We start from the raw sequence: 21130 nt of genomic DNA on the forward strand, positions 1-21130 counted from the left end.
TTCCTCTACCCTTTATAACGTGCAGCACTAATTATTGACCATAAATGAAAAATAGCCCCAACCGGCCATAGAAAAAAGAGAATACCTGTAGCTGAAAGACCATAAAAGACGGTGCATAATAAGAAAAAGCTAATCGCAGCCAAAATACGGCCTTGCACCAACTGCCCTAATCCAAATATAAAAAAACTGCATATTGCAGCAATAACATTTCCACCAGAACCTTGACCCGACATACAAACTCCACGTACTGTTAACAATTATATAAAGTAATTTAATAAGCTCCAGACACAACGGACGTTATGCTGTATCCAGAAATAGAACCCTATCATACTGGTTTTTTAGACATTACCAATAACCATCGCATGCATTTTCAATTGGCAGGTAACCCCAATGGGCTTCCTGTATTGTTTCTTCATGGAGGGCCTGGTGCAGGATTGCCTCCAGGGTTTGCACGTTTTTTTGATCCTAATGTATTTAACATTATTGGCTGTGACCAAAGAGGCTGTGGCCTTTCAAGTCCCCAAAATCAATTGCAACATAATACAACCGCTCATCTAATTAGTGATTTACACTCCCTTAGGGCACACTTGAAGGTTGATAAATGGACAGTTTTTGGCGGTTCTTGGGGGACGACACTAGGCTTATTATTAGCTATTGACGATCCAACTACTGTACAAGCACTTATTTTAAGAGGAACATTTTTGTCGAGGGAGCGAGACATTGAGTGGTTTTTAGGCCCCAATGGCGGAGCAGCAAAGTTATTTCCCGACCAATACAGTAGATTCATTGAGCCTATTCAGGCTGCCCAAAGTGTGACTGAGTTATGCCAGAAATTTATAATGTTGTTTAACTGTGATAACGAGCTTAAAAGAACTCAAGCAGTAAAAGCTTGGTACCAATGGGAAGAACGTATTAGTCGTCTAAGCATGCCAAACAACTACAGCACCTTTAGTAACACTCCACTCACTACAATGGCAAATATTGCGATATTGGAATGTCACTATTTAGCAAATAACTGCTTTATCACCGAAAATTTCATCTTGGATAATATACAAAAAATTGCTCATATTCCTGGCATCATTATCCATGGCCGTTATGATACCGTTTGCAGCATCGATCAATCTTACGAACTACATAAGCGCTGGGAGAATAGTGAATTGAATATCATTCCATCAGCAGGACACAGCACATCCGAACCTGGTATTTCTAGTGCTTTAATTCAAGCATCTAGACAAGTAGCGAAGTATTTAAAATGAAGTCAGTCATTCAACGAGTCTCCAGTGCTAGTGTCACTATTGATAACAGAAAAATTAGCGATATCGATCGCGGTTGCGTCATACTACTCGGCGTCGAAAAATCCGATACGGAAGAACATGCAATAAAGTTAGCATCAAAAATCAGTAAGTTTCGATTTTTCAGTGACGACAAGGGTAAAATGAACCTTAATATCGAACAAGTGAACGGCGCTATATTAGTAGTATCACAATTTACCATAGTAGCAGATACGCAAAGTGGAAACCGCCCAGGCTTCTCCCAAGGAGCGTCTCCTGAGCACGGAAAGCGCCTTTACCTAGCATTCATCAATGCGTTAGTTTCAATGGGTATTACTGTTCAATCAGGTCAATTTGGCGCAGATATGCAAGTCTCGTTAGTCAATGATGGGCCTGTTACTTTTTGCATAAATAACTAAAAAAGAGAGTGATTATGTTCACCACAAAAGCCCCTGATTCGGATGAATTGCGAGAAGCATACTTCCATTTCCGATGGCTTAACCTCAGAGAGCCATGGAACTTCCCCCCAGGCTCTGAGAAAGACGAATATGAACAAATTAGCGAACATAGAGTCATTTTAAACGAAAATGGGCATATAGTTGCCTGTGGGCGCGTTCACTTAAATACCGCTGAAGAGGCCCAAATACGACATATTGCGGTGTCTCCCCAATACAGACACAAGGGGCTTGGCCAAGCAATTATGTCCGAGTTAGAACAAGTCGCTATGGAATTAGGAGCCACTCGCGCTATAACAAATAGTAGAGAAACATCTGTTTCCTTTTTTAGCGGTTGTGGGTTTTGTAGTGAAGGTGAAGCCGCTAACGAACTCGGTATGTTAAAACGCCTTCAAATGGTTAAACGCTTCGATGATAAAAACACCCCTCTTCGCCATCCTGATTGGTGCGCTGAGCTACAAAAAACATGGGAAGAAACAATCCCTATTTCACATCATATGGGGATTAAGCTTCATAGGTATACAGGCTATCAATTAGAAGTTGTTTCATCGTTAAATAAAAACATCAACATACACGGCACTATGTTTGCTGGCAGTATTTTTTCACTCAGTACGCTAACAGGCTGGGGCCTTATTTATTTACAATTGAAAAAGCGTGGGCTACAGGGCGAAATAGTACTTGGTGATGGTGATATACATTATCATAAACCGGTTACCTCTAACCCCAAAGCTATATGCGACATTACTGATATGTCGGGCACCTTTGATAAATTAGAGCGTGGGGAAAAATGCCCTTTTGACATCAAGGTAAATGTATTCGATGGAGATAATCCAGTCGCCGAATTCGAAGGGAAATATTGGGTTTTACCACAAAAAAAGCAGTGATAAATCACTGCTTTTTAAACAAATGCTAAATCTGAAACAGAATTAAGCAGCCATAGCAGACTGCAATTTCTTCATTGCATTCTTTTCAATTTGACGAACTCGTTCAGCAGACACTTCATATTGGTCGGCTAAATCTTGCAACGTTGACTTATCATCCGTTAACCAACGAGTCTCAATAATATGCTGGCTACGCTCATCTAATGTTTTAAGAGCTGAATATAAACGCTTAGTTGCATTTGCATCCCAATCGTTATTAATGACGTCCATCTCAACATCAGTTGTTTTATCTTCTAAATATTGCGCTGGTGCGAAATTCGCATTTTCATCATCATCAGCACTCAAATCAAATGCTTGATCTTGAGAGCTCATACGCGCTTCCATCTGAAGAACCTCTTTAGTGCTTACACCTAGTTCTCTTGCAACCGTTTGCACTTCATCATGAGTAAACCAGCCTAAGCGTTTTTTTGCTTTGCGTAGATTAAAGAAGAGTTTGCGTTGTGCTTTCGTTGTTGCAACTTTTACGATACGCCAATTTTTTAATACAAATTCATGTATTTCAGCTTTTATCCAATGAACCGCGAAGCTAACAAGGCGAACACCTACTGTAGGGTCGAAACGTTTGACCGCTTTCATTAGGCCAATATTACCTTCCTGAACCAAGTCGGCTTGAGGGAGACCATAGCCACTATAAGATTTTGCAATATGAACAACAAAACGCAGGTGAGACATAACGAGTCTACGGGCCGATTCTATATCGTCGTCCGCACGCAATTTCTCTGCCAATTGCCGTTCTTCGTCTGCAGATAACATATTTATCCCGCTAACGGCCTGAATATAAGACTCTAGACTGCCACTTTGAAGTGCGGGTAATGCCATAGTTGTTGAATTGCTCATTTGTCACCTCTGTACTGGACGCTTGATAATAGCAAACAGTATTTAATTTTACGAGTCATCTTTGACCGATTTATAGTATGTATAGATTCCTACTACATATATCAAGACCAACAAAATAAAAATTAGTTTTCATTTTTTTAGGTTCTCCTCTTAAATTAGCTAAATTTGCTCATATTTCAACAATTACTTAACTAAGAAATATTCTATCTTTATTAAATTGAGCCTGCCTCTATTGACAAAAAAATAATTCCTTCAAAAGCAATCACTTTAATAATTAGACCCATTGTAAAGTTTAGGCTAAGGTTATTGTCTGTATATCCAACAATCAGTGTTTTGTCCTACAATGTTTGCATTTATCGCCAGAGAGCCAATACTCGATCACAATAAAAACGTTTTTGCTTACGAGCTCATTTTTAGAGACGGTAAAGGTGGTGCGCTTCCTGAAAAAGCGAGTCCAAGTAAACAAAAGTTGTCAGAAAAATTCAACGGTCTTGGGTTAGACGACATTTGTGCCGAAAAAACCTCTTTTATTACTATCGACCCTCAAATGCTAGAGGAATGTCTACCCCCTTTGTTACAGCCAGAGTCAGTCATCGTAGAATTCGACGCCTCAAAGGACGATGAAAATGTCATTTCAGATGCTTGCCACAAAATAAAATCATTAGGTTTCAAAGTGGCCTTAAGCAACCTCAATGTAAACACCAAAACAGAAATACTGTTAGAGTCTGCTGATATTGTTAAAATTAATATCTCTCAAGTCGATATTAGTGAATTAAAAACACACATTGCACTATTATCAAAATTTAATATTCAACTCATTGCTGAACACGTTGCAACCTACAATGATTTTAATGCTTGCAAGGAAATGGGGTTTGATTTGTTCCAAGGGTATTTCTTTGCCCAACCAGAACAGCGCATACAGCGAAACCTACCTGCATCCAAATTAAACCTCATCGATTTAATGGGTGAAAGCTCGAAATCGTCTTTTGATATAGAACGTATAAATAACATTGTTGAGCGAGACGCAGCGTTATCGTTTTTGTTACTGAAATTCATAAACAATCCAACAATTAATAAGCGCTACCAAATTTCGTCATTGAAACATGCGTTAAATTTTATGGGTGAAGTTGAAATTAAAAAGTTCATTGCCCTGCTCTCTTTAGCTAACCTAAGCGACGATAAAGCCATAGAACTAATTCATATGTCATTGGTACGAGCAAAATTTTTCGATTTGCTATCGCAACGTAGAAAACTAGATCAAAACCCGCCCTATGGCTTTTTGATAGGGTTGTTTTCTTTGCTAGAAAGTTTATTGGATCAATCTATGTCTGATGTACTTCAGCAATTACCTCTTGTAGACAAAGTGAAAAAAGCCTTGCTGGGAGAGAATGAAGAATTTTCTTCCTATTTGTCTTTAGTCAAGGCATTTGAAAGTGCCGTTTGGCTAACGGTAATTCAACAATCTCGCGTATTAGACATAGACCAAAAGGAACTCCATGGAATTTACAATCAATCTATTGTGTGGGGGAATGGCGTTAGACAGAGTATTTCTGCTTACTTCCCAAGCCGAGCTGTAGATTAGCTCGGCTCAATTGATCGCACATGTCGATGAACAGACATCGCTGATCCTATTACGCCCAATAACACCGAAACGCCAAGTAACGTGAACAGCGCTGATCCCGTTAGTCCTGTTATGTAAAATTCTTTTTCATACAGAGCTGCAAAGTTTTGTATGCTCGCCCCCATCCACCATAAAATCGCTATAATGGCTATCCAAGCCAGCATTCCGCCGAGAAAACCATACCAAAAACCCGTATATAAAAAGGGCCTGTGGATAAATGCATCTGTCGCCCCAACGAGTTTCATAACTAATATTTCTTCCCGTTGAGACAGTATATTCAAACGAATAGTGTTCCCAATAATCAACACCACAGACACAAATAACAAGCCTCCAATCAAAAAGACCAGATCTCGGGCTATGTTAACTAGCGCATACAAACGCTCTAACCACTCAATATCAAGCTTTCCTGAATCAACCTCGCGTTGAGACTGCAAACGTTCTAAGAGTGCTCTAGCGGCTCTTGGAGTGGTATGCTTTGTAGCAGGCGCGACTAAAATAACATTGGGTAATGGATTGTCAGGTAAATAGGCTAATGCATCGCCTAAACCAGAAAGTTGCTTAAACTCTTCGAGGGCATCGTCGGCAGGAATATAAACCACGGAATCTATTTCTGACCACGTTGACAGCCTAGCGACGAGTTGTTGAGCAGAACTGGACGACGTCTGAGGTGATAAAAATAATGAAATCTCTGCGGCTTGATCCCAACCTGCTGTCATTTTTTCAATGTTCTTCACCATAATGTATAAAGTACCTGGCAAAGTGATGCTCAAACCCAATACAGCAACTGTCATCAAACTCGCCATAGGCTGCCGCCAAAGCTCTCCCAAGCTACCTACAGCCTGACGAATATGACTAACAAAAAACATAATTATTCGTTGAAACACGCCAATCTTTTTCCGTTCATCAGCGCCTTTTTTTACTTGCGAAAATAGAATACTCATTGAAAATCCCCTGAAGAACCACCTAATCCATCGGTAATCATTCGCCCTTTCTTCAGTGTCAATGTGCGGTATCGCATTCTCGCTATTAAGCCTAAATCATGGGTTGCTATTAACACTGCAACCCCTGCACGGTTAAACTCTTCGAATAAATTGATAATTTCCATCGATAACTTAGGATCTAAGTTACCTGTAGGTTCATCTGCTAATAATATGGGCGGTTTGTTGACAACTGCACGAGCAATACCTACTCGTTGTTGCTCCCCACCCGATAACATCATCGGATACAATTTGGCTTTGTCGCTAAGACTTACCATGTCTAATGCAGCATAAACCCGTTTACTAATTTCTTTGTGAGTATAACCTTCGATTACTAAAGGCAATGCAATGTTATCGAAGACCGTTTTTTCCATTAATAATTTATGGCTTTGAAATATCATCCCGATATCTCTTCGAATATAAGCAATTTGACGGCGAGAAATTTGGTTTAGATCGTGTCCATTAATTAACACTCGGCCTACACTTGGACGCTCCATAATGCTAATCAATTTGAGCAATGTACTTTTACCTGCGCCCGAATGACCTGTTAAAAAGGCCATTTCCCCAGCCTCAATATGGAAATCGACTTTCACCAGTGCCTGTTGTCCACCGGGGTAAGTTTTGCTCACCTCTTCAAAACTAATCATGCTATTTCCTATACTGCTAAGCTAAGCCTTTGGCCAAACTAAGGCTTTGAATTCTTATTCTATTATTCAGTTACTTCAACATTTCCATCAGATTCAGAACTATCGGAAAACAATGCCTGAATAAAGGCCTCGCTGTCAAAGGTTTGCAAATCATCAATGCCTTCTCCTACCCCTACATAGCGAATCGGTAGATTTAACTTATCTGCGATCGCAAAAATCACTCCACCTTTTGCAGTTCCGTCAAGCTTGGTTAACGTTATACCCGTTAAACCTACGGCCTTATTGAAAAGCTCAGCTTGGCTAATGGCATTTTGGCCTGTTCCAGCATCGATGGTTAACATAACTTCATGAGGCGCATCAGGGTGAACTTTTTTCATAACCCGAACGACTTTTTTCAGTTCTTCCATTAAATTGTCTTTGTTTTGCAAACGACCTGCGGTATCCGCAAGTAATATGTCTACATTCCTTGCTCTCGCGGCTTCTACCGCGTCAAACAATACAGATGCACTGTCTGCGCCAGTGTGCTGAGCAATCACGGGAATATCGTTTCGCTCTCCCCACACTTGTAGCTGCTCAACTGCCGCCGCTCGGAAAGTATCCCCTGCAGCTAGCATGACTTTCTTGCCTTTACTTTGAAATTGCTTAGCCAACTTTCCTATGGTTGTAGTTTTACCCACACCATTCACGCCCACCATTAATATGACATAAGGGCCTGAAGCGGGATCATGGGCTTCGATTTTCGGCCAAAGAGGTTCGTTTACAGGCTCTAGTAGAGTACTCATTTGTTGCCTTAATTCACCAAATAAAGCTTCACCATCTTTTAACTGTGTCCGATTCACACTTTCGGTTAAGTTTTTGATGATTTTCTGTGTTGTATCCATGCCAACATCAGCAACCAGTAATTGAGTTTCTAAATCCTCATAAAGCTCATCATCAATAGTTTTGCCTTTAAATAACGAAACAAAACCACTCCCAATGTTGGTTTTAGTCTTAGATAAAGACGCTTTTAATCGCCCAAAAAATGATGTTTTATTATCTTCTTTTTCTGGTTGCAATTCGGCTTCTGGCTCTTTAGCCTTGGGCTCTTCAACAGGAGCCTCAATGTTATCCTGAGCGTTTTCAATAGTTGGATCAACGAGGGGCTGATCGCTTTGTACTGTCGGTTTGTCTTTATTAAACCACTTAAAAAGTTTCGACATAGTGACTGAGAACCTTGATAATAGTTCGTTAAATTAATGGTCTAGATTGGAATAATAGCATTGTCAGCCACTAGGAATCGAGTATCTGGTCAAGTTAGAATTATTAGCGGCCTCTGGCGTGGTCGAAAATTACCCGTTTTACACGCTGATGGCCTGCGTCCAACATCCGATAGAACGAAAGAAACCTTATTTAATTGGCTGATGAATGACATACGAGACGCTGAATGTCTCGATGCCTTCGCTGGTGCGGGAAGTCTAGGTTTTGAAGCATTATCTCGAGGCGCAAATAAGGTTGTATTTGTTGAAAAAGACAAATTAGCCGCTAAAAATTTGCAACAAAATGCAACTAAACTCAATGTTTCGCCGACTATTTTGTGTTCCGATAGTATTCAGGCGCTATCCCAACACTCAACACCTTTCGATATTGTGTTTGTTGACCCGCCGTTTAACAAAGGCTTATTAACACCGTTTTTAACTGCATTGCTAAAAAGCAAAGCCATTAAAAACGGTTCGTTGGTATACATAGAATATGAAAGTGGTATGTCGCCTCTATCATACGAAGAGCTGTCACTGATTAAAGAAAAGCGCACACCGCAATTTACTTACGCGCTCTATCGTTGCTCAATGAGATAAATCAATACCTATATTGCTCATATTTTCTTCTAATGCAATAGCCAAACATTGCTGGAGTGTTTCTTTTGATTTCGCTCCTTGCTCTAAATAATCGAGCAAAGCGTTTTGCAACGAGACTTCGAACTCCATCAAGGGATGCGTTTTGACCGTGTCATCATCAGCTTCCTGGCTATTCAGTAGGTAGGCTTCTACCCCACCTTGAGACAACTTTGATACGACCACAGCGCCACCTGGGTCTTCATTTGAAAATAAATTGAGAGTCGCTACCATTGCCATACATGCATCATTTGCAGGGTAGACTCCAAACATATCAAAAGCAGAAATATCCGGCGCAGCTTCTTCTATTTTTTCAATTTGAAGCGAAAAATTAATTTTACTTTTAGGTGACACAAGGCTTTCTTTGGTCAGCTCTAATACTTTACTCAACAAATCAGGTGTTTCATGCTCCACCACCACAGCAAACAAATGAAAGTTTGGTGCCATTCTTGATAACAGTGCAACACAAAAACACTTAGCATGCCAATGGCTTAGTGCTCTGACTCGAGCAAATGTATTTAATTTCGTCATTCTGACCTTGAGTAAATTTAACTTTTCACTATTTATAGTGTGCCACAGGAAGCACTATGGTCTCATCATAATTAATTTTATTTAATTAATTTCAATAAAAATTGGAAAAATTTCATATTCTTGCATAACTTTTAACAGTCACTTAATTATATCATTGGAGGTAGACAATGAGCCTTATGTCAGTAACTGATGTAGCCGCGTTTCTCGACGTAAAAGAAGTTCGCGTTGAACGTCTTGAAAGAGAAAGTTTATTAATTGCAAAAGATAAAGATGCCGAAGGCAAACCTTTATTCGCTCGTGAAGATGTAGAAAAATATAAAGTCCTTGCTGAACGCCTGGGCGGTATCTAATAAGCTTCCGCTGCAAATCATTTTTGGATCCCATATACAATAATTTGTATATGGATATCCTCTGTTTTTAGTTATCCTCAATATATCATTTCCTTTTGTCTTTGCTTTCATGAAATTTAACTCCGCCCTTATTCAAGGCCGTTTGATAAAACGATACAAACGCTTTTTAGCTGATGTAGAGTTAGAAGATGGTAGTCAGATTACAGCACATTGCCCTAACACAGGCGCAATGACTCATTGTGCCGAGCCAAATTCAACTGCCTTATTGCGTTATGATCCAAACCCTAAGCGTAAACTCGCCTACACATGGGAAGCGGCAATCAACAAACAAGGAGAGTGGATAGGAATTAATACACACAATGCCAATAAGTTAGTCGAAGAATGTTTGCTTAATAGCAATCTGATTTTGAATATTGGAGACGCGACGCTAAAACGAGAATATCCCCTAAAGTCCAAAACCTCTCGTTTAGACTTCGCTCTTCTCGACAAAGAACAAAACCCTATTCACTTTATTGAGGTAAAATCAGTCACACTGTGCGAAGACTCGATAGGTTATTTCCCCGATACAGTGTCAACAAGAGCGACAAAGCACTGCAACGAGCTAGCTGCGTTAGCTGTACAAGGTTACCCTTGTAGTCTAGTTTTTTGCGTGCAGCATTCAGGTATCAAACAGGTCCGCCCTGCGCGACATATTGATCCTAATTATGCCGATGCGCTTTCCCAAGCAATTTCTTCGGGTGTAAATATAATTGTTGTTAGCACAAACTTTAGCAATGAAAAATTCCATATAAATCAAACACTAAATTTTAACATGTAAAAAAATGGTTGATTTTTTCTCATCAGTCGCCATATTGCGTGCTGAATAAATACAGACGCTGAATTGCTAACCTGCAGCTATTCTGATATTCATTATCAGTTGTCGTTATTATGATTTGCGAGTCGCGATGAAGGAGAAGTGGCATATGCCAACAGGAACTGAATCAAAAACAATTGGCCTTTTAGCTTTGGCTGGGTTAACCCCATACCAAACTAAAGACGGCGAAGAGTATATGAACGAACAGCAAATGGAACATTTCCGTTTGTTGCTAAAAGCGTGGCGTAACCAACTTCGTCAAGAAGTTGATCGCACAGTTACACACATGAAAGATGAAGCCGCTAATTTTCCCGACCCGGTTGATCGCGCAGCTCAAGAAGAAGAATTTAGTCTTGAATTGCGAACTCGAGACAGAGAGCGCAAATTAATCAAGAAAATTGAGAAGACACTTAAACGCATTGAAGAAGACGATTTCGGTTTTTGTGACACATGCGGTATTGAAATCGGTATCAGACGTCTAGAAGCAAGGCCCACAGCGGACCTTTGCATAGATTGTAAAACAATGGCTGAAATCAAAGAGAAGCAAATGCAGGGCTAAGCTCTGTTTTTACGCATTCTTTAGTTCATGTATATAGGCCGTTTTGCGCCCTCGCCATCAGGCCCATTACATATGGGCTCTCTGGTCGCTGCGCTTGCTAGTTATTTAGATGCCAAAGCTCACAATGGACTTTGGCATCTAAGAATTGAAGACTTAGACACGCCTAGGTGTGACCCAAAATACAGTTCGCAAATTCAGTCAACACTTAGCCATCATGGCTTATGTTGGGACGGCTCCGTACTGCTTCAATCGAATAGACTCCACATTTATCAACGCAATATAGAAGAAATTGTATCTGAATCTTGCGGTTACTACTGTCAATGTACCCGTAAAATGATTAAGGACAATGCCGGTGTTCATCCTTCGAGTTGCAAATTAAACGGACATAAAAGTGGTGCGATAAGATTCCACCATTTTCAACAAATTTCGACTTTTACAGATCGCTTCAAAGGTAATGTCGCTATGGACGATAGTGATACACTTGATGATTTTGTCCTACTGAGAAAAGACGGCATTGTGGCTTACAATTTGGCCGTAGTTGTTGACGATATTTCGCAACATATTAACCATATTGTCAGAGGTGAAGATTTACTTACAACGACGCCAAGTCACTTAGCTCTCTATAAATATTTTAATCAACCAGCGCCAAGCTACGCGCATTTTCCGGTTCTAAAAGATCACAATGGATTAAAGCTCAGCAAGCAAAATCACGCCCCGGCTATTTGCAACCAAACACCTGAACATAATTTGAAATTAGCCTGTCAGTTTCTTGAAATAGATATTCAATCCGGCCAAAACTCAATTAATGGCATATTGAATAATGCAATACATTCATGGCGATTAAAACATGGTCTAGTCGACGGTTAGAATATCGAGTAAACTAGCGCACCTTATTGAGGAGTAGCATTATTATATCCCGCGTTATAAAGAAAATAGCGACAGCGTTTACATCAGATGCCGAAGGTACTGAGCGACAAAGCCAAACATTGAACGCTAAAACGTACAGTGTTAAACAGCATAAGATTAACAAGGCGCTGATGAGCCCGAACGCCATAAAGGTCACTGATGGTCTGCAAAAAGCAGGCTACGAAGCGTACCTTGTGGGCGGCTGCGTGCGAGATAGTTTACTAGGGTTATCGCCAAAAGATTTTGACGTTGCCACTAACGCAACACCTGAACAAATTAAAGCGACTTTTAGAAATTGTCGTCTAATAGGTAGGCGTTTTCGCTTAGCACACGTTCTTTTTGGTAGAGAGATTATCGAAGTGGCGACGTTTAGAGGCCACCATGATGAAGCCAGTAGCGAAGACAAAAAGGGCAAACAAAGTTCTGACGGCCAACTATTAAGAGATAACGTTTACGGTAATATTCAAGAAGATGCCCAGCGCCGCGACTTCAATATCAATGCAATGTACTACAACCCCTCGACTCAAGAGGTTACGGATTTTGCAGGGGGCATTGACGCACTTAAAAGCGGTGAATTTGCATTAATCGGCGATGCCGAAACCCGTTACCGAGAAGATCCAGTAAGAATGTTAAGGGCGATACGCTTCTCTGCTAAATTGAATATGCGTATTGAGCCCAGCGCAGCAGATGCGATACACAGCCTCAATCACTTACTGAGCAATATTCCACCGGCTAGACTGTTTGAAGAAGTCCTAAAACTATTTTTGGCAGGAAAGGCGGTAAAAACCTACGAGTTATTACAAACCTACGGTTTATTCGGTGTTCTCTTTCCTCAACTTCAACCCTTATTACAGGATTCGAATAGCAAAGAAACGCTGTTTTTGGAAAATGTGTTAGAAAACACCGACAAGCGAATTAACAACGACCAAAGAGTTACTCCTGCTTTTATTTATGCCGCATTCCTCTGGTATCCCCTTGAAGAACGCACCGATCAGATTATACAAGAAGCAGGGCTTTCTCGTTACGACGCCTTCATGATGGCTCAGGGTGAAGTCTTACACAGGCAAGTGCAACGTATCATGATCCCCAAACGATTCTCCACTGTGATTAGGGATATTTGGATATTACAGCAACGTTTACCACGACGTTTTGGTAAACGTGCCTATCAAGCCTTAGCTCACCCTAAATTCCGTGCCGGTTACGATTTTTTATTGATGCGCGGAGAAGTTGAAGGTGGCGAACTATTAGAATTAGGTCAATGGTGGACAAAGTTTCAACATGCCGCCCCATCTGTACAAAAAACCATGCTGAGTTCTTTGAGGCACGACGGTCCCAAAAAGCACAAACGTCGTCGCCCCAAGCGTGCGGTATCAAAAAATAATGATTGAGCCAGTATATATTGGCCTAGGTAGTAACCTAGGTGACAGCGAAAATACAATCTCAGACGCTGTAAACGCCCTTTCGGAAAGTGCTGATATCACAATCAATGCTGTATCATCTTTATACAAAAGTGCACCTATGGGCCCAAAAAACCAGCCTGATTACTTTAACGCCGTTTGCGAAATCAGTACGTCTTTAGACCCCATTGAACTGCTCGATTTATGCCAGAATATCGAGAGTACACATGGAAGAGAACGCAAAGGTGAACGTTGGGGACCGAGAACCCTTGATCTTGATATCTTGCTATATTCAACAAATACGATAAATGAAGAGAGACTAACAATCCCTCACGCAGGCATTGCACAAAGAGAATTTGTTTTAGTGCCCTTGTTTGAACTTGCGCCAACTCTTATCATGCCCGACGGTCGCCCCATTGCAAAATGGGTAGCAGATTGCTCACTTGACGGCCTATCTCGACTTAGATAATTACCGAGGTCTATATGAAAAAAGTCACGCTTTCTACGCTTCAAAAGAAAAAGCAAGAAGGGACAAAAATAACTGCGCTGACTGCATACGATGCAAGTTTTGCAAAGCTCTTCGACGAACAAGGCATAGACACCTTATTGATTGGTGACTCCATGGGAATGGTACTACAAGGTCACAAAGACACCTTACCTGTTACTGTTGATGATATTGCTTACCACACCGCATGCGTCGCGAGAGGCTGTGAACGTACCTTAATCATTGCTGACATGCCCTTTATGAGCTACGCCACGCCAGAAGACGCGTACAAAAACGCAGCTAAACTAATGGCTAGCGGTGCGAGCATGGTAAAAGTTGAAGGCGGAGAATGGCTTACCGAAACCATTTTTGGATTGACTCAAAGAGGTATTCCAGTATGTGGTCACATAGGCTTAACCCCGCAATCTGTTCACGTATTCGGTGGCTTCAAAATTCAAGGAAAGACAGAAGAAGCTGCGCAATCCCTAGTCGACTCAGCACTTGCATTAGAAAAAGCTGGCGCGCAATTGATTGTATTGGAATGTGTACCCATCGCCGTAGGTAAAGCAGTTAGTGAAGCAGTAGCAATACCGGTCATTGGTATTGGCGCAGGTGTTCACACCGACGGACAAATATTAGTTATGCATGATATGTTGGGAGTAAGTGCTAACTACATGCCGAAGTTTTCTAAAAACTATTTGCAACAGACCGGCGATTTACGCGCTTCGGTTAGCCAATTCATTAAAGAAGTAGAAGCTGGGGAATTCCCTGGCGATGAACACAGTTTCAAGTGATTTTATGCAGACTATATCCAGTATTACAACGTTGCGCGAGCGACGCAGAAAATGGCAAATTGAGGGTGAATCAATCGCCTTTGTCCCAACTATGGGCAATTTACACCAAGGACATTTGCGACTTGTAGAAGCAGCTAAAAAAGCCGCTGATATCGTGGTTGTATCTATATTTGTGAATCCTCTTCAGTTCGGCCCTGATGAAGATTTAGATGCCTACCCTAAAACGCTAGAAGAGGATAAACAAAAGCTCGAAGCTATGGGCGTAGATGTGTTGTTTCTTCCCACCTCTGACGATATTTATCCCAGAGGACTAGAGCAACAAACCTTCGTAGAAGTACCTGGAATATCCTATATGATTTGTGGCGCAAGCCGCCCTGGTCATTTTAGAGGCGTAGCTACTATAGTATGTAAGTTGTTTAATATGGTGCAGCCAAATAAAGCGTTTTTTGGCGAAAAAGATTACCAGCAACTACAAGTTATCCGAGCTATGGTTCAAGACCTATCCATGAATGTCGAAATTCACGGTGTGCCTACCGAACGTGAAGATAATGGCCTTGCTATGAGTTCTAGAAACACTTATTTGTCTGATGAACAAAAGCAACAAGCCAGTGTTTTGTATGAAACAATACAAGCCTTTGCTGCTCAGGTTATTGAGGGACGAAGAGATTTCGGGCGACTCATTGCAGAACACAAAATTGCGTTATCGGCAGCGGGTTTTAAACCTGATTACTTAGAAATTAGAGACGCCAAAAATTTGCTTTACCCTAACCATGAAGATACCCGTCTCGTTATTTTAGCCGCCGCATTTATGGGCAAAACACGATTGATAGATAACTTTCAATTTACCTTACCGGTCGAGCTCTAACCAAATTGCAGAGCGACGGGCAATGTCTCGTTGTTCTGCCAATATTGCTTCTAAATCAGCATGGGTAGTTAAAGGGTTTGCAAGCACCACACGAAATACTGAAATAGCCGCGTCACCATGCTCAGGCACTTCCAAGCGCGTTCTCGACACAAAAGACTTACCCGCCTCACGTTGTGCTTTTTGCACATGTGTTACCAAACTATCTAGCCTTTGGTTGTGGGCTTTATTGTCTTGTGATGTCCCCTCTTTCATTTTAGCCTGCAAAGCAGAAGGACATATACGATAAGTCAGAATGCTTAGCTTAGGCGCGGTGATCAGCTCAAAATCGGGGTGACGGCGAATAATATCTGCAAAGAACTGTGCTTTCTCGATACAGTGATCAATAAGAAGCTGATAGCCTTGGCGTCCTAAAATGCGCATAGATGCATATACCATCATCGCCATGCCATTTCTCGACCCTTCTAGGGTGGTAGACCCTAAGTCTTTAGAACCTTCTCTTAGAATGTACTGAGCGTGATGTCGTACCGAGTTAGCTGCACTAGGGTCTTTAAACAACGCCATACCGGCTCCCATAGGCACATACATTTGCTTATGGGCATCAATAGTCACTGAGTCGGCCTTTTCTATGCCAGCTAAGCGATCTCGATACGAGGTTGAAAACAAAGTCGCTCCCCCCCATGCTGCATCCACATGAAACCAAGTACCCAGTTCTTTAGCTACATCGGCGAGTTCGTCTAAGGGATCGATATGGCCGGTTTCCGTGGTACCCGCTATCCCTACGATAGCCATTATGTCATTGCCTTTACTTTGATATTCCAGTCCTGCCTTCAGCACAGCTTCGGGTTCTAATGTTTGCTGAGAACAAGGTAAAGTGAGCATTTGCTCTCTTCCAATACCAATTAAATCGGCAGCTTTAGCAATAGAATAATGCCCTCTTTTAGAACATAAAATACCAAGTTGATTAATACCATAATGCTTGTATGCCGCGGCAATGCCGGCTCGATGAACGCCTTTAAAGTTGCCATCGGCAGCTAGCTTTTTATTTCGCGCAACCCAAAGGGCTGTTGTATTTGCCACTGTACCGCCAGAACAAAACGCCCCTAGCGCATGATGAGCACTGTGTAAGTGTGCCTCATAAAACTCATCGGATTCGCCATACACTAAATCGTGTAACATGCCTAAAACTTGACGTTCAAGAGGCGTAAATGCCTTAGACGTTTCTATTTTCACTGGATTTTGGTTTAACCCAACCAATAACTTAGCTAAAGACAAATGAAAATAAGGCAGTGCCGATGTCATATGCCCAATAAATCGTGGGGAGTAAGTATTGACTGAATGGGCGACAACATCCTTAAGTAAATGCTCAGAGAAATCCGATACGAATTCAGGTGATTCAGGTACCCTTGGGTCAGAAAAAAAAGTTTCTATTTCTTCTAATGATTTTGGCTGAGTGACAACGTGTTGAGACAAAAAATCGAGCACGTTATCTGACAAATGCTTTTCGATTTCACTTAGCTTAGAACCTTGGTGTTCTGGCTTAGTAAAAATGCGAAATAAATGCTGTAAACTTACTTGAGCTTTAGTCATACCGTTTCTCTAAAATCAACTGATAGCAGGTTTGATTACTTTGAATATACTTCTTTTCGAATGGCGTCAATGGCTCGACATGGGGGCCAATATTCACAACAGTCCCGTCGAATCCATAGGATTGCGCAGCAATAGCAAATTCCTCTAAATACAACTTCCAGTTACTGCGTAACTCAAGGCAAGGAGATAACTGCATCAAGTAAGGCATTATTGCACTAGCGTACCATCGCTTTTGTATTTGTGTTGCTTTCGGGTACGGGTTTGGATAAAGAATATAGTGTTTAGTAAAAACAATATTGTGCTGTGCTAACAGACGCCAAAAATCATTCAAATCAGCACGTAACAACTGGTAATTACACGCTTCTGCTTCATAGGCATGGTGTTTTTCCAAACGGTGAACCGATTTATCAACACCCAACACTTTCGCCGAAGGAAATTGTTTAGCGAGCGTGACTGTACTTTGCCCAACACCGCAGCACGCATCTAAGATAAGCTCACTGCTACCTTGTGTTAACCAAGGTAGCACTTCATCAAATGCCCGTTGCGTATGTTCAGAGATAGGACGGGCAAACTGTGTGGATTTATACCGCTCCACTAAACTGTGAAGCTTTTCATGTACGCCTAATTGGTTTGACCCAATTTCTCTAGATTTGGTGTTTCTTGACATTAAGCGCGAATACCTGTGCCGCGTTGAAGTAGTACGTAAACCAGCCCAAATAACACTAGGTTAAATACAACAAGTAGCCCTAATGAAATGCCTACGTTAACGTCACTCACACCTAAAAATCCGTAACGAAAGCCATTAACCATGTAAACAATTGGGTTAGCCTTACTGACCCATTGCCAAAACTCAGGTAGTAATGTCAAAGAATAAAAAACCCCACCTAAATACGTTAACGGCGTAAGAACGAACGTCGGCACTAAACTGATATCGTCAAATGTTTTAGCGAAAATAGCGTTTAATAAACCTGCGGTAGAGAAAAGCGTCGAGGTTAAAAATAAGGTAATAACAATCACACCTAAATGATGAATGTGAACATCAACAAAAAATAACGATACGCAGGTGACAATAACGCCAATCAACGAAGCCCTAGCCACGCCACCGCCAACAAACCCCAATATAATTGCCCATGTCGGAATAGGAGAGATAAGTAACTCCTCAACATTGCGTTGAAACTTAGCACTAAAGAAAGAAGATGCGACATTGGCATATGAATTCGTAATAACCGACATCATGATTAGCCCAGGAACAATGAATTCCATGTAACTAAAGCCACCCATTTGACCAATTCTCTCGCCAATCAAACTACCAAAAATAACAAAATACAAACTCATTGTAATTGCAGGGGGAACCAATGTTTGCACCCATATACGCAAAAACCGAGTACATTCTTTTATCCATAATGTGGTCAGTGCCACCCAATTTGATGATGTAAACATATTACTGATTGCTCCCCTTTTGGCGTCCAGATTCAACAAGGTGAACAAATAACTCCTCTAAACGATTCGACTTATTGCGCATACTTTTCACTTGAACATTTTGCTGTTGTAGCTGTATGAAAATAGCATTCAAACTGGCCTCTTTGTCTACATCTACTTCTAATGTGTGCGCGTCTACAAGTCGGTATTCATAACCATCAAGCGTTGGCGTATTGCCTTCTTCAATATCAAGAATAAAGGTTTCACTGTTTAACTGCGCAAGCAATGCCTTGATACTGGTGTTTTCTACAATGACACCTTTATCTATTATCGCAATATTCCGGCACAAGGTTTCTGCTTCTTCTAAGTAATGGGTCGTGAGAATAATGGTGACCCCTTGCTCATTTATTTCTTTCAAAAACGTCCACATAGAGCGGCGGATTTCTATATCTACGCCTGCAGTAGGCTCGTCTAGAATCAGCATTTTGGGGTTATGAACTAATGCTCTTGCAATCATTAATCTGCGTTTCATTCCGCCAGACAGCTCTCTGGCTCTCGCATTGCGCTTGTCCCACAACTCAAGCTGCTTTAGGTATTTCTCAGCACGCTTTCGCGCTTCCTGCCTAGGGACGCCATAGTAACCCGCCTGATTCAGAACGATTTGTAGCAAGGTTTCGAACTGATTGAAATTAAACTCTTGGGGCACCAAACCAATACATGATTTAGCTTTGGCTTTTTCCGTATGTAAGTCGTGGCCGAAAACAGACACATCGCCAGAAGAGGCATTCACCAGTGAACTAATAATTCCAATAGTCGTTGATTTACCCGCACCATTTGGTCCAAGTAAAGCAAAGAAGTCACCTTCTTCTACTTTTAAATCAACGCCTTTAAGGGCTTGCACCCCACCTTTATAACTCTTTTTTAAACCCGAAATATTAAGCGCGTGCATGAACGTAAATTTGATTGTTGTCATTAGGTCGAGTATTTTGCCATAAATCACCTACAAAAAGATATTGAAGAGACGTTTATGGCGGATTTTGCTACCGTGCTAAAAAGCGCCCCACCCAACTGGGTGAGCGCTTTTCAACCAAAGGTGACTGGACTGGCGGCAAGCACGTTTAACGTTTAGCCGTTGCTGTTTCAGGCGCTGACGAAAGCGTCATGACGACTTTTCTATCAAAGAAGTGTTCTTCATAATCGCTTCCCACACTGGCGCTCTCACCTAGTGCCGAGTGGGACAAACGAGCCCCATCTACGCCATTTTTCATTAAATAGTTTTTTATATTAATTGCACGTTGCTCTGACAATGATTGGTTATATGTTTCATCTCCACGAACATCAGCATACCCTTGAATGTTCAACGAAAGAGTTTCATCTTCTTGCATCACATTTGCTAAGTCATCAAGGTGTTTGAAAAACACCGGTGAAATAGTGGCATCTCCCGTTTTAAATTGCACCTGTGTCGCTAGCTCAGAAAGTTTGGCTTGACGAATAGTTTCATCCGCATCTTCAAGAGCTAATTTATATTGGGCTAACGAGTGATTTGCAGCAATCAGCGCTTGTTGTTCGTCATTCAAAATCGACTGCGTATTTTCAAGGGAAGCATTAAGCTGTTTTATTTCTTTTTGATTGGAGTGATCATTGCCAATAAATAATCCAATAATTCCGCCAATCACAGCACCAGGAGGCCCACCTACAGCACCACCGGCTAAAGCACCAGAACCCAACCCAACCAGTACAGATGTCGAATTCTTTGTCTCATCAGAGTTTGATTTCGCAAAAGCAACTGGAGTGCTTAAGCAAGATACGATAGTCAGTGTTAGTAATGTCTTGTTCATGTTTAATTTTCCTTTAGGTAATTTACGGTTTTAAGTAAACCTCATAAAAATGTCGCGCTAAGGGAAAAACAAAGGAAATGTAGAGACGAATTATGCACAGCCGTGTTTTTTCTCGGTAAATGTGGCAACAAAATGGCAATCTAATGGAAATGTGACGGTGTGGGGTGCAATCTAGCCACGCTAACGCTATAAAGGGAGTGCATGAAGAATTGGAAAAACCAAATGACCACGAAACGAACAATAGCCTTAGTTGAAGACGACCCAGCAATACGAGAAAACTATGCTCTTGCATTACAAAGCCAAGGCTATAAAGTACAACCATATTCAAACCGCGCAGATGCGGAAGCGGCGTTTCGTTCGGGCTTGCCCGATTTAGCCATTATTGATATTGGCTTAAATGAAGAAATGGAAGGCGGCTTCATTCTTTGCCAAATGCTTAGACAAATGTCCGCTACTCTACCGATATTATTTTTTACGGCTAGAGACAACGACGTTGATACAATTAGCGGCCTGCGCATGGGAGCTGACGATTACTTAACTAAAGATATCAGCATGCAGCACCTATTTGCACGGTTATCGGCATTGCTTCGACGCTCAGACAGTTTACAGAGCAAATCACCTAGCTCGCCGACATTGATTGAAGTGGATTTACTGAGTATCGATGTGGATCGTATGACAGTAGAGTGGAACAATATTCCTGTAGATCTCACGGTAACTGAATTTTGGATGCTTCATGCCTTAGTTAAACGTCCTGGACATGTACGCAGCCGTCAACAGCTCATGGACGATTCCAAAATGGTTGTAGATGACGCTACTATCACTTCACACATAAAACGCATGCGTAAAAAATTTCTAAAACTAGATGCCAATTTCACTGCCATAGATACTGTGTATGGCATTGGATATCGCTGGATAAGCGAGGCAAACTAA

At 41.3% G+C, this 21130-nt stretch carries 24 protein-coding genes and 1 pseudogene; 14 read left to right on the forward strand and 11 right to left on the reverse strand.

Features of this window, described 5'->3' with window-relative positions:
• Positions 1–5: 5 nt before the first annotated feature.
• The gene (locus J3L16_RS14785; protein WP_207613777.1) at positions 6–233 is read right to left on the reverse strand and encodes a hypothetical protein; all 228 of its coding nucleotides are present in this window, start codon (positions 231–233) and stop codon (positions 6–8) included.
• 66 nt (positions 234–299) lie between these two features.
• Between J3L16_RS14785 and pip the strand changes: the two genes are divergently transcribed.
• Genes pip through J3L16_RS14800 form a run of 3 tightly spaced genes read left to right on the forward strand, consistent with a single transcriptional unit; the run spans position 300 to position 2610 of the window.
• Positions 300–1256 (forward strand): prolyl aminopeptidase, encoded by a 957-nt coding sequence (gene pip / locus J3L16_RS14790; protein WP_207613778.1) that lies wholly within the window; start codon positions 300–302, stop codon positions 1254–1256.
• A complete protein-coding gene (gene dtd / locus J3L16_RS14795) occupies positions 1253–1690 on the forward strand; it encodes a D-aminoacyl-tRNA deacylase (RefSeq protein ID WP_207613779.1) in 438 nt (145 codons plus the stop codon). The genes pip and dtd overlap by 4 nt, the downstream gene beginning before the upstream one ends.
• Positions 1691–1704: 14 nt before the next feature.
• The gene (locus J3L16_RS14800; RefSeq protein ID WP_207613780.1) at positions 1705–2610 is read left to right on the forward strand and encodes a bifunctional GNAT family N-acetyltransferase/hotdog fold thioesterase; all 906 of its coding nucleotides are present in this window, start codon (positions 1705–1707) and stop codon (positions 2608–2610) included.
• Between the two features lie 42 nt (positions 2611–2652).
• On the opposite strand, the gene rpoH is transcribed toward J3L16_RS14800, so the two are convergent.
• Positions 2653–3504, reverse strand: a complete 852-nt coding sequence (gene rpoH / locus J3L16_RS14805) for an RNA polymerase sigma factor RpoH (protein ID WP_207613781.1) — start codon at positions 3502–3504, stop codon at positions 2653–2655.
• 343 nt (positions 3505–3847) lie between these two features.
• Here rpoH and J3L16_RS14810 point away from each other — a divergent pair, with 343 nt between their 5' ends.
• Positions 3848–5086, forward strand: a complete 1239-nt coding sequence (locus J3L16_RS14810) for an EAL domain-containing protein (RefSeq protein ID WP_207613782.1) — start codon at positions 3848–3850, stop codon at positions 5084–5086.
• Here J3L16_RS14810 and ftsX read toward each other — a convergent pair.
• The 3 genes and pseudogenes from ftsX to ftsY all read right to left on the reverse strand — a co-directional run.
• Positions 5083–6066 (reverse strand): permease-like cell division protein FtsX, encoded by a 984-nt coding sequence (ftsX, locus tag J3L16_RS14815; protein ID WP_207613783.1) that lies wholly within the window; start codon positions 6064–6066, stop codon positions 5083–5085. The two genes, J3L16_RS14810 and ftsX, sit on opposite strands and share 4 nt — an antisense overlap.
• On the reverse strand, positions 6063–6749 hold the full coding sequence (gene ftsE / locus J3L16_RS14820; RefSeq protein ID WP_207613784.1) for a cell division ATP-binding protein FtsE: 687 nt from the start codon (positions 6747–6749) through the stop codon (positions 6063–6065). Before ftsE ends, ftsX begins: the two co-directional genes overlap by 4 nt.
• A 62-nt stretch (positions 6750–6811) precedes the next feature.
• Positions 6812–7819: pseudogene (ftsY, locus tag J3L16_RS14825) on the reverse strand (signal recognition particle-docking protein FtsY); the annotation flags it as partial.
• 189 nt (positions 7820–8008) lie between these two features.
• Here ftsY and rsmD point away from each other — a divergent pair.
• Positions 8009–8581 carry a 16S rRNA (guanine(966)-N(2))-methyltransferase RsmD gene (gene rsmD / locus J3L16_RS14830; RefSeq protein WP_242698860.1) on the forward strand — a complete coding sequence of 191 codons (573 nt, stop codon included), beginning with the start codon at positions 8009–8011 and terminating at the stop codon, positions 8579–8581.
• Here rsmD and J3L16_RS14835 read toward each other — a convergent pair.
• Entirely contained in the window at positions 8570–9148 is a 579-nt protein-coding gene (locus J3L16_RS14835) for a YjaG family protein (protein WP_207613786.1), read from the reverse strand. The genes rsmD and J3L16_RS14835 overlap by 12 nt on opposite strands.
• Before the next feature lie 167 nt (positions 9149–9315).
• On the opposite strand from J3L16_RS14835, the gene J3L16_RS14840 reads away from it, so the two are divergent.
• The 8 genes from J3L16_RS14840 (at position 9316) to panC (ending at position 15356) form a co-directional block, all read left to right on the forward strand.
• Entirely contained in the window at positions 9316–9498 is a 183-nt protein-coding gene (locus J3L16_RS14840) for a helix-turn-helix domain-containing protein (RefSeq protein WP_207613787.1), read from the forward strand.
• Between the two features lie 109 nt (positions 9499–9607).
• The gene (sfsA, locus tag J3L16_RS14845) at positions 9608–10315 is read left to right on the forward strand and encodes a DNA/RNA nuclease SfsA (protein WP_207613788.1); all 708 of its coding nucleotides are present in this window, start codon (positions 9608–9610) and stop codon (positions 10313–10315) included.
• Between the two features lie 145 nt (positions 10316–10460).
• Positions 10461–10910 (forward strand): RNA polymerase-binding protein DksA, encoded by a 450-nt coding sequence (gene dksA / locus J3L16_RS14850; protein ID WP_207613789.1) that lies wholly within the window; start codon positions 10461–10463, stop codon positions 10908–10910.
• 27 nt (positions 10911–10937) lie between these two features.
• The gene (gluQRS, locus tag J3L16_RS14855; RefSeq protein WP_207613790.1) at positions 10938–11777 is read left to right on the forward strand and encodes a tRNA glutamyl-Q(34) synthetase GluQRS; all 840 of its coding nucleotides are present in this window, start codon (positions 10938–10940) and stop codon (positions 11775–11777) included.
• A 170-nt stretch (positions 11778–11947) separates the two neighbouring features.
• Complete coding sequence (gene pcnB, locus J3L16_RS14860; protein ID WP_242698861.1) at positions 11948–13204, forward strand: polynucleotide adenylyltransferase PcnB; 1257 nt, start codon at positions 11948–11950, stop codon at positions 13202–13204.
• Positions 13194–13682, forward strand: coding sequence for a 2-amino-4-hydroxy-6-hydroxymethyldihydropteridine diphosphokinase (gene folK, locus J3L16_RS14865; RefSeq protein WP_207613805.1), 489 nt, complete (start codon positions 13194–13196; stop codon positions 13680–13682). Before pcnB ends, folK begins: the two co-directional genes overlap by 11 nt.
• Before the next feature lie 14 nt (positions 13683–13696).
• Positions 13697–14491, forward strand: coding sequence for a 3-methyl-2-oxobutanoate hydroxymethyltransferase (gene panB / locus J3L16_RS14870; RefSeq protein ID WP_207613792.1), 795 nt, complete (start codon positions 13697–13699; stop codon positions 14489–14491).
• Positions 14492–14495: 4 nt separating this feature from the next.
• Positions 14496–15356 (forward strand): pantoate--beta-alanine ligase, encoded by an 861-nt coding sequence (gene panC / locus J3L16_RS14875; protein WP_207613806.1) that lies wholly within the window; start codon positions 14496–14498, stop codon positions 15354–15356.
• Here the strand turns inward: panC and panP are convergent.
• The 5 genes from panP to pdsO all read right to left on the reverse strand — a co-directional run bounded on the left by panP (position 15339) and on the right by pdsO (position 20200).
• Positions 15339–16943, reverse strand: coding sequence for a pyridoxal-dependent aspartate 1-decarboxylase PanP (gene panP, locus J3L16_RS14880; protein ID WP_207613793.1), 1605 nt, complete (start codon positions 16941–16943; stop codon positions 15339–15341). The genes panC and panP overlap by 18 nt on opposite strands.
• Positions 16936–17610, reverse strand: a complete 675-nt coding sequence (locus J3L16_RS14885; protein WP_207613794.1) for a methyltransferase domain-containing protein — start codon at positions 17608–17610, stop codon at positions 16936–16938. Before J3L16_RS14885 ends, panP begins: the two co-directional genes overlap by 8 nt.
• Positions 17610–18383 carry an ABC transporter permease gene (locus tag J3L16_RS14890; protein WP_207613795.1) on the reverse strand — a complete coding sequence of 258 codons (774 nt, stop codon included), beginning with the start codon at positions 18381–18383 and terminating at the stop codon, positions 17610–17612. Before J3L16_RS14890 ends, J3L16_RS14885 begins: the two co-directional genes overlap by 1 nt.
• 1 nt (position 18384) lies before the next feature.
• On the reverse strand, positions 18385–19311 hold the full coding sequence (locus tag J3L16_RS14895) for an ABC transporter ATP-binding protein (protein ID WP_207613796.1): 927 nt from the start codon (positions 19309–19311) through the stop codon (positions 18385–18387).
• A 169-nt stretch (positions 19312–19480) separates the two neighbouring features.
• Positions 19481–20200 carry a sortase-associated OmpA-like protein PdsO gene (gene pdsO / locus J3L16_RS14900; RefSeq protein ID WP_207613797.1) on the reverse strand — a complete coding sequence of 240 codons (720 nt, stop codon included), beginning with the start codon at positions 20198–20200 and terminating at the stop codon, positions 19481–19483.
• A gap of 201 nt (positions 20201–20401) precedes the next feature.
• On the opposite strand from pdsO, the gene pdsR reads away from it, so the two are divergent.
• The gene (gene pdsR, locus J3L16_RS14905; protein WP_242698863.1) at positions 20402–21130 is read left to right on the forward strand and encodes a proteobacterial dedicated sortase system response regulator; all 729 of its coding nucleotides are present in this window, start codon (positions 20402–20404) and stop codon (positions 21128–21130) included.

The sequence above is a fragment of the Alteromonas sp. 5E99-2 genome (assembly GCF_017368475.1).
Classification (GTDB): Bacteria; Pseudomonadota; Gammaproteobacteria; order Enterobacterales; family Alteromonadaceae; genus Alteromonas_F.

Excerpts from the sequence above, each read along its gene's own strand:
- J3L16_RS14890 (WP_207613795.1), bottom strand. The coding sequence starts at position 18,383 with ATGTTTACATCATCAAATTGGGTGGCACTGACCACATTATGGATAAAA.
- dksA (WP_207613789.1), top strand. The coding sequence starts at position 10,461 with ATGCCAACAGGAACTGAATCAAAAACAATTGGCCTTTTAGCTTTGGCT.
- J3L16_RS14835 (WP_207613786.1), bottom strand. The coding sequence starts at position 9,148 with ATGACGAAATTAAATACATTTGCTCGAGTCAGAGCACTAAGCCATTGG.
- J3L16_RS14785 (WP_207613777.1), bottom strand. The coding sequence starts at position 233 with ATGTCGGGTCAAGGTTCTGGTGGAAATGTTATTGCTGCAATATGCAGT.
- dtd (WP_207613779.1), top strand. The coding sequence starts at position 1,253 with ATGAAGTCAGTCATTCAACGAGTCTCCAGTGCTAGTGTCACTATTGAT.
- pdsR (WP_242698863.1), top strand. The coding sequence starts at position 20,402 with ATGAAGAATTGGAAAAACCAAATGACCACGAAACGAACAATAGCCTTA.
- pip (WP_207613778.1), top strand. The coding sequence starts at position 300 with ATGCTGTATCCAGAAATAGAACCCTATCATACTGGTTTTTTAGACATT.
- rpoH (WP_207613781.1), bottom strand. The coding sequence starts at position 3,504 with ATGAGCAATTCAACAACTATGGCATTACCCGCACTTCAAAGTGGCAGT.
- pdsO (WP_207613797.1), bottom strand. The coding sequence starts at position 20,200 with ATGAACAAGACATTACTAACACTGACTATCGTATCTTGCTTAAGCACT.
- pcnB (WP_242698861.1), top strand. The coding sequence starts at position 11,948 with ATGAGCCCGAACGCCATAAAGGTCACTGATGGTCTGCAAAAAGCAGGC.
- ftsX (WP_207613783.1), bottom strand. The coding sequence starts at position 6,066 with ATGAGTATTCTATTTTCGCAAGTAAAAAAAGGCGCTGATGAACGGAAA.
- panP (WP_207613793.1), bottom strand. The coding sequence starts at position 16,943 with ATGACTAAAGCTCAAGTAAGTTTACAGCATTTATTTCGCATTTTTACT.
- panC (WP_207613806.1), top strand. The coding sequence starts at position 14,496 with ATGCAGACTATATCCAGTATTACAACGTTGCGCGAGCGACGCAGAAAA.
- J3L16_RS14810 (WP_207613782.1), top strand. The coding sequence starts at position 3,848 with ATGTTTGCATTTATCGCCAGAGAGCCAATACTCGATCACAATAAAAAC.
- sfsA (WP_207613788.1), top strand. The coding sequence starts at position 9,608 with ATGAAATTTAACTCCGCCCTTATTCAAGGCCGTTTGATAAAACGATAC.
- J3L16_RS14840 (WP_207613787.1), top strand. The coding sequence starts at position 9,316 with ATGAGCCTTATGTCAGTAACTGATGTAGCCGCGTTTCTCGACGTAAAA.
- J3L16_RS14885 (WP_207613794.1), bottom strand. The coding sequence starts at position 17,610 with ATGTCAAGAAACACCAAATCTAGAGAAATTGGGTCAAACCAATTAGGC.
- ftsE (WP_207613784.1), bottom strand. The coding sequence starts at position 6,749 with ATGATTAGTTTTGAAGAGGTGAGCAAAACTTACCCCGGTGGACAACAG.
- J3L16_RS14895 (WP_207613796.1), bottom strand. The coding sequence starts at position 19,311 with ATGCACGCGCTTAATATTTCGGGTTTAAAAAAGAGTTATAAAGGTGGG.
- gluQRS (WP_207613790.1), top strand. The coding sequence starts at position 10,938 with ATGTATATAGGCCGTTTTGCGCCCTCGCCATCAGGCCCATTACATATG.
- J3L16_RS14800 (WP_207613780.1), top strand. The coding sequence starts at position 1,705 with ATGTTCACCACAAAAGCCCCTGATTCGGATGAATTGCGAGAAGCATAC.
- panB (WP_207613792.1), top strand. The coding sequence starts at position 13,697 with ATGAAAAAAGTCACGCTTTCTACGCTTCAAAAGAAAAAGCAAGAAGGG.